Origin of the sequence: Leptolyngbya sp. FACHB-711 (assembly GCF_014695615.1) — a bacterium.
In the GTDB taxonomy this organism is placed as follows: Bacteria; Cyanobacteriota; Cyanobacteriia; order Elainellales; family Elainellaceae; genus Leptolyngbya_A.
Genome location: NZ_JACJOR010000033.1, coordinates 1 through 9,009, shown reverse-complemented (window position 1 = coordinate 9,009; position 9,009 = coordinate 1). Strand labels below are relative to the sequence as shown.

10 protein-coding genes and 1 pseudogene are annotated in these 9,009 nt (G+C 45.8%); 4 read left to right on the top strand and 7 right to left on the bottom strand.

Going from position 1 to position 9,009, the window contains the following annotated elements:
- On the top strand, nt 1-460 hold a 460-nt coding region (locus H6F80_RS00500), incomplete at its 5' end, for an aspartyl/asparaginyl beta-hydroxylase domain-containing protein (protein ID WP_190789662.1).
- A 15-nt stretch (nt 461-475) separates the two neighbouring features.
- On the opposite strand, the gene H6F80_RS00495 is transcribed toward H6F80_RS00500, so the two are convergent.
- Entirely contained in the window at nt 476-871 is a 396-nt protein-coding gene (locus H6F80_RS00495; protein ID WP_190789661.1) for a nuclear transport factor 2 family protein, read from the bottom strand.
- Nucleotides 872-901: 30 nt separating this feature from the next.
- Nucleotides 902-1,978, bottom strand: coding sequence for a zinc-binding dehydrogenase (locus H6F80_RS00490; protein ID WP_242067088.1), 1,077 nt, complete (start codon nt 1,976-1,978; stop codon nt 902-904).
- Nucleotides 1,979-2,092: 114 nt separating this feature from the next.
- Between H6F80_RS00490 and H6F80_RS00485 the strand changes: the two genes are divergently transcribed.
- Complete coding sequence (locus tag H6F80_RS00485) at nt 2,093-2,986, top strand: DUF4437 domain-containing protein (RefSeq protein WP_190789660.1); 894 nt, start codon at nt 2,093-2,095, stop codon at nt 2,984-2,986.
- A 40-nt stretch (nt 2,987-3,026) separates the two neighbouring features.
- On the opposite strand, the gene H6F80_RS00480 is transcribed toward H6F80_RS00485, so the two are convergent.
- Genes H6F80_RS00480 through H6F80_RS00470 form a run of 3 tightly spaced genes read right to left on the bottom strand, consistent with a single transcriptional unit; the run spans nt 3,027 to nt 5,994 of the window.
- Nucleotides 3,027-3,473: a DUF3598 family protein gene (locus H6F80_RS00480; protein WP_190789659.1), complete on the bottom strand. Its 447-nt coding sequence runs from the start codon at nt 3,471-3,473 to the stop codon at nt 3,027-3,029.
- A gap of 13 nt (nt 3,474-3,486) precedes the next feature.
- Complete coding sequence (locus tag H6F80_RS00475; RefSeq protein WP_190789658.1) at nt 3,487-4,899, bottom strand: aldehyde dehydrogenase family protein; 1,413 nt, start codon at nt 4,897-4,899, stop codon at nt 3,487-3,489.
- Nucleotides 4,900-4,938: 39 nt separating this feature from the next.
- The gene (locus tag H6F80_RS00470; protein WP_190789657.1) at nt 4,939-5,994 is read right to left on the bottom strand and encodes a nitrilase-related carbon-nitrogen hydrolase; all 1,056 of its coding nucleotides are present in this window, start codon (nt 5,992-5,994) and stop codon (nt 4,939-4,941) included.
- Between the two features lie 334 nt (nt 5,995-6,328).
- Between H6F80_RS00470 and H6F80_RS00465 the strand changes: the two genes are divergently transcribed.
- Nucleotides 6,329-7,138, top strand: coding sequence for a DUF1838 domain-containing protein (locus tag H6F80_RS00465; RefSeq protein ID WP_190789656.1), 810 nt, complete (start codon nt 6,329-6,331; stop codon nt 7,136-7,138).
- On the opposite strand, the gene H6F80_RS00460 is transcribed toward H6F80_RS00465, so the two are convergent.
- Complete coding sequence (locus H6F80_RS00460; RefSeq protein ID WP_190789655.1) at nt 7,135-8,169, bottom strand: VOC family protein; 1,035 nt, start codon at nt 8,167-8,169, stop codon at nt 7,135-7,137. The genes H6F80_RS00465 and H6F80_RS00460 overlap by 4 nt on opposite strands.
- Nucleotides 8,170-8,306: 137 nt before the next feature.
- Between H6F80_RS00460 and H6F80_RS00455 the strand changes: the two are divergent.
- A pseudogene (locus H6F80_RS00455) lies at nt 8,307-8,528 on the top strand (DDE-type integrase/transposase/recombinase); the annotation flags it as partial.
- 210 nt (nt 8,529-8,738) lie between these two features.
- On the opposite strand, the gene H6F80_RS00450 reads toward H6F80_RS00455, so the two are convergent.
- Nucleotides 8,739-8,918 (bottom strand): hypothetical protein, encoded by a 180-nt coding sequence (locus H6F80_RS00450; protein WP_190789653.1) that lies wholly within the window; start codon nt 8,916-8,918, stop codon nt 8,739-8,741.
- Nucleotides 8,919-9,009: the final 91 nt, after the last annotated feature.

The following is a 9,009-nucleotide window of genomic DNA, read 5'->3' as shown; positions in this document are numbered from 1 at the left end:
GATCGAAGAAGCGAATTTGAGCAACGACAATGTTCTGAGAAATGTTTATTTTGGGACATTTCTTCCCGGCCTGGATGTCAAACTTCATGTAAACTACAACCCGCATATGAATCGCGGTTATCTAGGTCTGATTGTGCCTGAGGGAGATATCGCGATGAAAATATGCCATGACAAGCTGTATTGGCATGAAGGTGAATTTATGGTTTTAGATCACAGCTATCCTCACTGTCCGCACAACTACACGGAGAATGAGCGAACTGTTTTGGTGGTCGATTTCTTCAAAACAGATCAGCCGAGAGCAGAGGTCGAGCGATTTGAGCAGGATTTAGTCAGACAGCGGATGGAAGAGAACCATTACAGCCTGGGTGTTTTTGGTAAGAATGATCAAGCAAAACCAGAAGATTTTATCAAGTATGGTTTAAGTCATCAGCTGGAATGGGACAAAGCTTTGGGAGTATAGTTCACATTCATTTCATTAGTTTGATTTACCATCGCTACCTAGATATTCTCGGTAGCCGCAAATTTTATCGCCGCGAACATCAAACGAAACTGCGACTCGATTTTTATAAGGGTTTCCCCACATCAGCCCTTCATCACGAAACTCGAAAACAACGGTTGTTTCGTTGCTGGTCACCCGATCGAGGGTCAGGGTTAATCCCTCGCTGTACACTTCAGAGACATAGCTGAAGAACTCGATCGCACGCTCTTTTCCGACATTCAACCCATGAAACTGACCGAGCGGAAACCAGAATGAAAAATCGTCGGTGAGCATCTCGAAGAAGGCCTGCCAGTCTCCAGTTGACAGTCCATGTTCAAAATGGGCAAAGGCTTGCCGAGCAACGGCTAATGTATTGGCTGATTCTGTAGTCATAACGAGAGCTTTACGACTAGAGTTTTACGACTAAAGCTGTACAACAACCTTACCGCAATTCTTACCGCTCAGCAGATATTCCACGGCATCTGGAATCGCCTCAATGCCACGAAACACGGTCGGATCAACCGCCACCTTGATTTTGCCTGTATAAAACAAATCGAGCAAGCGATCGCGTCCCTCCTCCGCATACTCAGAAAAGTGAGGCATTAAAAACCCGCGTATCGAAGCGGCTTTCCAGAACAGCTTTTGATAAATTCGAGGTTGAGTCACACATTCTAAATCGTTTGTATATTCAGAAATAAAACCAACGACAACTAAGCGTCCTCGGATTGCTAAGTGATTTACACAAATATCAAAAACCTGTCTACCCACGCAATCAAACACCAGATTAATCCCGTTAGGATATTCTTCTCGGAGAACCGTATCGAGCGTTTCAGTTCGGTAATTGATAATTCGATCGCATCCTAACTTCTTTAGTAATGCCGCCTTCGTCTCAGAGCCACAAACCCCAATCACATGATTTCCAGCTAACTTGGCAAGCTGCACGGCAATATGTCCGGTTCCTCCTGCTGCCGCAGTGACTAAAACGACTTCCCCACGCTTCATTTCTCCAACTTTTTCTAGGGCAACGAGCGCGGAGAGCCCCGTGGGCATGAGCGTCAAAAGATCAGGCGTAGTATCACGGATTTTGATTGCCAGATTTGCAGAGATAGCCTGATACTCGCGATAGCCCCCTCCCCGGACTGTTGTGGCAACCGCATCTCCAACTTGCAGGGTGTGAACATCTTGCCCGATCGCCACGACTTCCCCCACGGCTTCGACGCCGAGATCAAACGGAGGAGTGAGATTTACATAGGGAACATTTCCTTTGCAAACCAGGGTGTCAAATCCGGCATTAATACCCGCAAATTTGTTGCGAATCAGAATCTCGCCAGAATTTGGGGCAGGAATTGGAAGTTCTTCAATCGCGATTGCTGAGCGAAAATCAGCGCTAAATTGTTTCACAACCAGCTTTTTGTAGGTTTTGGAGTGCATGGCAACGCATCCACCTTCACGACAGAACGTTTCGTAAGGATGGCGATCGCAGTCCTCAAACTTGAACATTAATCGTCACCCATTCCATTCAATTATTCCATTCAATCATGAGTCTATGAGGCAGCAAGGGTATAGGATTAGATTAACTAACTCGCTTCAGATTTGTTTACAGGTTGTAAAGGTATGGATGACCACAATCAATCCTCTGTCTCTATATCTTCAGAAGCAGATAATTTTTTAGAGGTAGTTCCAATTCCTGAAGATTGGGGTGGAGACGGTCAAGGGCGGATGAGTTTGTCTGGGCGACGTACCGCGATCGCATCAGGGCATGTTCCGGGCCAGTATCAGTATTTCCACACTCATCGCATTTCAGAACAAGCGTGGCAGATTCATGGCATACCAGAACAGACAGTAGCAGCAACCTGTCAAATGCTTTCTTGGCATGAAAACAGCGCATCCACTGCGAAAGTTGTCCTGCCGTCCCAATTTGAGATGCCCGCGGGCAGATTTACGGCAGATCTGGAAATTTTTGTGCTGAGCGGTGCTATTCAAGTGGGAGAGTGGAAACTTCGCAAGCACGGCTACTCCTTTATTCCGGCAGGAGTCAGAGTTGGACCGTGGAAAGTCTTAAACGGTGAAGCGGCGGAAATTTTATGGATGGAAAACGGCAGTGTCCAGTATCAAGATTTGCCGAATCACTCACAAGCTCGAATCAATGAGTTTATTCCCGCATTAGACAGCAAATTGTTGCCCTGGGGAAAGACAGACACAAGACAGTTTACCGAATCGAACAAGAAGTGGCTGAGAAAAGCCCCCAACGGTGGGGGAGCATGGCTACTTGCCATCCTGCCTCATTATGACGGGAAGCAAGCGATGATTCAGTCTTATAACGAAGAAGCTTACTGCCTAGCAGGATGTTGCAATATTGGAGATTACCTGTTTGCGAAGGACCATTTTGGCTATGTTCCCAGCTTCACTACGTCTCCCAGACACATCTCAGAAGACGGCTGTTTATTCTTTATTCGAGTCGATCGAGATTTATCCCAATCTGGAGCAGTCTTGTCCTACGCCCATTAATTAATGCTTGCAATTTCTCAAAGTTATTTAATCATGATTCCTAGCGTTGTCGCTCCTCCTGAATCAGGGTGCGCTGATAGATTTGATTATTCTTAAACCAGTGCCAAGTGCGGGCGCGATGGTTGTTACAAGGACTAATTTGGATCATTTCATAAAGATAGAAATCGGGAACCGTTTTGTAAGCAAACCAAAGAATAACCGTTGAGTCATCAGCTTCCCACGCATGACCTTTGATGCGATCGGTATCAAACCAAAGCTTTTTGTCATGATAGGTTCCCGGAAAACGATGTTCTTCCTGCTTCCCATCTGCCCAGGTATAACGATTGATTTGATAGTACTTTAGAGGATCATCTACCGGAAATTCACACGTTAAATGCGATTGATGGCGATCGAGGATGTTCCCATTGCAGTCAATCAAGGTATAGGTTCCAGTCCAATCTCCTGCATGTCGCGCAAGAACAGGCATTTCGTCGCGAATGTTTGCCATCATTACCTCCTTGTTATGATTTAAACCACCATGGATCAGTCACGGGTTTTGTTTTAATTAAATACGCTTTCTTTCGCATAAATCGTTTCAAGGCTGCGGGTCCCATTCGCGATCCTCCCATGCCAGAATATTTGAAGGCATTCTTTTCTCCTTCATGGATTAATGCGGTGAGCGCTGCATCGTTAATACTGACTGCGCCTGCCTTGATGCCATCGGCAACTTCTAACGCTTCTGTTTGTGAACCTGCAAAGACTGCGGCACTTAAACCATAGATTGTGTCATTTGCAAGGTGAATTGCTTCTTTGACAGTTCTAAATGTCATCATTGGCATGATGGGTCCAAAGGTTTCCTCAGTCATAATTTTCATTGTGTGATTCACATGGGTTAAAACCGTTGGGAAGCACCACAATCCACCATCCAAAGTTTCAATCTTTCCACCGCATTGCACCATTGCTCCTTTCTCGATCGCATCTTGCAGATGATCTGCAATGATTGTTGCTTGTCGTTCTGCAATAATCGGACCAATTTCGCCGCTGTTAACGGTTGGGTAAGCGAGTTTGAGTTGGGTTGCTTTAGCAACGAGTTGTTCTGTAAACGGTTTGACGATCGCTTCCGCTACATAAATTCGCTCGATCGAGAGACAAGACTGTCCCGTATTCACCACTGAACCCCACAAAATAGCAGAGGTTGCTAGATCCAGATCCGCAGACTCTAGGATGATCGCAGGATCTTTTCCTCCCAATTCTAAGAATGCGGGAATAAATCGCTTCGCTGCGGTTTCTGCAACTTGTCGCCCTGTTTTTACACTACCTGTAAAACAAACGAGATCGACATACTCAATCAAGGCTGCTCCTGTGTCTCCCGCACCTTCAATGAAAGTGAATACATCTCGTAATTCAGGAACTTTATCCAGTGTTTTTAGTAATGGAGTGATGAATCGCGGCGCAATTTCACTCGGTTTTACAATCACCGCACAACCGGATAATAGTGCTGGAATCGTGTCGATCATCGCGAGTAGTAATGGAAAATTCCACGGACTGATGACACCCACGAGCGAATAAGGAACAGAATCTTGCTGCAAATGAATGAATGGAATTGCAGTAGGCTTCTCAATTTCTTGTAACAGTTCTGGAGCAAGCTGGCACCAGCGATCGAGACTGGACAACACAGAATCAACTTCTAACACTGAAACTCCCAATCGACCCGTATCGTCAACTAATGCCTGGAGCAAATCTTCACGGTGTTCCTGAATCGCTTGTTTCCACTGCTGTAATATGTTGATTCGTTGCTCTAGACCTGCTTTGTGCCAGCTAGTTTGAGCAGTACGGAGACGATCGCACTGTGCGGAAAGTTGAGCTGGGGTGGGGGAAGAAATCCAGTCGTCGATTGCTCCAGTGCGAGGATTACGAACAGGAATTTTCGACATGATACAAGCCCTCCAAAGTTACTGCTACGATCGCTGGATTTAAATCACTCCCTGTTGGGCTAGACGCTCGATCGTGGCTAACTGAGTTTGGATAAAATGTTTGCGCTCAACCGCTCCATTTCGCATTGTGTTACTGGGATAGAACTGTGACTGGCGGTAGCTATCCATATAAGCATCAAATCGCTGACGCGAGAGCAAATTCATTAATCCAGGGTGCCGCCGATAGCGCCGCAAAGCGGCTAAGTCCACTTCTGCAAAGGCTGCCATGCTTTCTCCCGCTCCGGTTTCGGCTAACACTAATCCCCGGTAGTCCACGATTTTTGAACCCCCATCGACCGACGCGATCGGAATCGAACTATTGGCAATCCCTGCTGTATTTGCCGAAATCACGTACATCATATTTTCCACCGCACGGCTAATTTTAGCGGCCTCCTTGGGTGCTCGCGCCTGTCCATACACTTCTGATGTAGGATGAAGCAACACTTCTGCGCCACGCATTGCTAAACAGCGAGCAACTTCTGGAAACAGGATTTCGTCTGATGCGACAGCAGCAAGATTTCCAATTTCAGTTTTGGCAACCGGAAATACGCCGTCGAGTCCGTAATGCTCAAGGTATTGGTCCCACACATCATGAGGCGTAGGGGCAAACAATGAGTTGAGCCGACGATAGCGCAAAACTACAGACCCACTCGGATCTAAAACAAAACAGGTTTGAAAGTATAGCCCTGGAAAATGTGGATCAACCTCATAAGCGTTTCCTGCTAGGAAGATACGATGCTTTTGAGCGATGTTTCCCAGTGCTTCATACTCTGCCCCTGCCATGTCCAAACAAGCTTTTTCTGCCCAATCCTCCAGGGCTTCACTGATTGGAAAGCCAGTCAGAAAATATTCTGGTAGCACGACCAAACGGCAGTCCGATCCAATAAAAGCAAGACTCGCAGCAATTTGTTGTCCTAAACGCTCGATCGCGGTTTGCATTAAAGATCGAGCTTCCTGCCGATCGCGGCTTTGGTTGACTGCATGGCAGGTAACTTGCAGCGCTAGTGCTTTGTAAGCAAGCCCAGTATCAATCAACTCCTGGTCAGTAATTTTCATATTAATTTAAGCAACGTCAGTGCTTCTGAACATTCAATTTCTTTAGAATCTTAGAATCATCCTTATGGAGTTGCTGGAGTGAATGTTCGATTGAATTAAGGCTACTGAATTAAGGCTACTGAATTAAGGCTATTGTAGAGAAACCACTGCTCGATACGTTTAGAAACTTGATACGTTTAAAAAATTCAATTTTAGAAGATTAAATGTGAATTTTAGCATTGATGTAGCATTCTTGAATCCTAACGTTGTAAAACTTGAGGGAAACCGTGATTCCTTCGTTTACAGCTAGTCTTGCCAAGCTCTAGATCATGAAGTGATATAAAGGAACTTGAAGATGGCGGTTCTAACTCAACTGCTTAATGCCCAAAACTGGGTGAAGGTGCGATCGTCTCTTGATTCCACGCGATCGACTTTCTTAGCCTGGACAGGTTCGATTTACGCCTTCATTCCCGGCGAGAAGCGGCAACGCCTGTTCAAAATGGTCGGCATGAGTGTGAGCCGATGTCTTTTAGTCGAAGAGGGTCACTGGGCGTTTACTTCTAGAGAATTGACATATTACTTAGATCCAGAAACCGAAGAGAAACTCCAAACCTGGAAGAACCCGTGGACTGAGGAAGTGTTACCCGTGATGCACGTTGCTAACAATCCGGTTCAAGGCAACTTTAAGGGGCAATTTCCGGCCCAAGTAGACGAAGAAACGACAACACTCGTCTTTGATATCTTTCCTGCCTATCCAAATCCCCTGGCTGATCCAAAATTTGCGGAATACAGTTCCAATCCTCATTACCAAGCTGCCGAATTGTTTAAATTTAAGGTTCCAACTGCCGAGTTATTTGATGAGAAGTTACCGTCCGTTTCTAAACTATGGTTGACTTGGGATCGAATTGGCCCCTGGGTACCGTGGATGAAAATGGGCGATCGAGCTGGACAATTAATCTATAGTGCTTCAGGGACAAAAGTGGATGATTTTGATCAGCTCCCACAACTGCTCCAGGACGAAATTAATACACGAATGCCTCTTTACCGACACGCACCAGAGGCTCCACTGGATGACGAAGATATGACCTCCTGGCTCTACTTCCAGAAGCATTTTGACGCTTATCTTGCCGGGGAATCATTTCCGATTCCTGAACCCATAGATTAGTTTTCAACGAGTGTCCAGAAGTAGCCATCTGGGGCAATAAACGAAAAACTACGATCGCTAAATTCATTCATATACACCTCTGTAACCGCTTCAGCGGAACTTGTCTGCACCCGATCGCGGTAGGCTTCAATGTCACTCACGCGATAGGTGTACAGTGATATCCCTAAACAACCAGGTTGCGACATCTCAAACCGCTCAGGCACCGATTGTGTCTCTGGAAAGCGAACAATGTACAATCTACCCGATCGAGCTGCCTGCAAATCTGTTACCGACGATCGCGGATCATCAAAGGCAGTCACAAAAAATTTTTCGCCTGGCTGCAAATCAAAAATTTGCCGTCCTGCCTGAGAAGACTCATAGGTGGTCTCTACGTCATCCCGCACTCGCAGCAGTCCCAAAACGTCCTCATAGAACTTAAGCGTTTCCTTGCTGTCATCCTGAACAACCATTCCCATATGTGTAACTTGACTAGCTTTGAATGCCGCCTGCTCATTAATCTGTCCATAGTGCGGCAGCGTATATCCAAAGCGTTGAAATAACACTTGTCGCGTTAAGGGTTGTAGCAATAGCATCTCACGCACTCCAATCGCAGGATCAATAAACGGACGCATCTTGCGATCTTTGTTGTAGATAATTTCCCAGTGCGGCGTTGTATAGCGAATTGGTAATCCCGCCCGATCTGCTTCTTCAGCCTGATTGAGAATGGTTAATATATCAGCCGTGAGGGTCGTTGCCCAGCGATTGCCTCTTGCTTTCATCGAGCCTAGTCCCAACCCCTCATTTCGCGGCTGCTCCCACTGCATCAGTCGAATCAAACCATGATCAGCAGTTTGATGCAAAAGACGAACGGAGCGGAGGCCAGAATTAGTATGATACAAAGCTTGAGCGGTTTCTGCTGAAAGGTTTCCTTCTTCACCAACACAGTATCCAAACTGCTCCCAATATTCGATCGATGTATCTAAATCAGGTACACCGATACCTACTTCATAAATTCCGATAAGGGAGGGGGTAACTGCCTGGGATGATGACATATCGCAATCCTAAGCCAGACGTGAAAATTAGAGTAATACCAATTTAACTTAAACTTGCATAGAATTAGGGTCAAAGCTTGACAACACGCACTTAGGGCTAGACAAGCGCAACTCGAGATCGTCGAGAGCGCAGAAGGCAAAGCAAATATTTGGATAATATTGTCGAGCAGGAGCATCGGAACATCAAGCGCATTGTGAAGCCGATGATGAGGTTCAAGTCGTTTAACACGGCAAGAAGAACATTGAGCGGGATTGAAGCGATGGATATGATTTGCAAAGAACAAGTCAACGGCATCGCACAAGGAAATATTGTCTCTCAAGCCGGATTTATCGAAGCAATCTTTGGAGTAACTGCTTAAGACATGACTTTGATAGATATCGTTTGTCTTTAAGAGGTTTTTGCGACACAATCTATTCGCCTTCGTTGCACCCACGCCAGCCCCACTTTTAAGCTTGAGCAAATTGGTTGCTTCGAGCAGCTTCAGCGATCGTCCCAAACTCGTTGCATCTCGAGATTTAGTCCGGCTAGCTAGGCCAGATTTGTCTTTTACAAACTATTGATAAATCTATTAATTAATCTGCTGTAAGTCTTTCTGTGGCTCGGCGGAATGAGAAGCACTGAATCGATCGCGAATTGCGTGATAGAGCACTAAATAAACCAAGCTTGCTAGCAGTAATGCACAAACCCTTGCTACCACAAGATAGGGATACAAAATTTGCCAAACCGACCGAACAGGAGAAATGCTCATATGTTACATGAATCGAGAATAAGACGGGAATAATTTGAACGATTCAATCGCTCCGAACAGGCAAACGCTCGATCGCTCAAACCAAAATCTG

Coding starts and splice junctions, on each gene's coding strand:
- H6F80_RS00465 (WP_190789656.1), top strand. CDS start 6,329: ATGGCGGTTCTAACTCAACTGCTTAATGCCCAAAACTGGGTGAAGGTG.
- H6F80_RS00480 (WP_190789659.1), bottom strand. CDS start 3,473: ATGGCAAACATTCGCGACGAAATGCCTGTTCTTGCGCGACATGCAGGA.
- H6F80_RS00470 (WP_190789657.1), bottom strand. CDS start 5,994: ATGAAAATTACTGACCAGGAGTTGATTGATACTGGGCTTGCTTACAAA.
- H6F80_RS00450 (WP_190789653.1), bottom strand. CDS start 8,918: ATGAGCATTTCTCCTGTTCGGTCGGTTTGGCAAATTTTGTATCCCTAT.
- H6F80_RS00485 (WP_190789660.1), top strand. CDS start 2,093: ATGGATGACCACAATCAATCCTCTGTCTCTATATCTTCAGAAGCAGAT.
- H6F80_RS00490 (WP_242067088.1), bottom strand. CDS start 1,978: ATGTTCAAGTTTGAGGACTGCGATCGCCATCCTTACGAAACGTTCTGT.
- H6F80_RS00495 (WP_190789661.1), bottom strand. CDS start 871: ATGACTACAGAATCAGCCAATACATTAGCCGTTGCTCGGCAAGCCTTT.
- H6F80_RS00460 (WP_190789655.1), bottom strand. CDS start 8,169: ATGTCATCATCCCAGGCAGTTACCCCCTCCCTTATCGGAATTTATGAA.
- H6F80_RS00475 (WP_190789658.1), bottom strand. CDS start 4,899: ATGTCGAAAATTCCTGTTCGTAATCCTCGCACTGGAGCAATCGACGAC.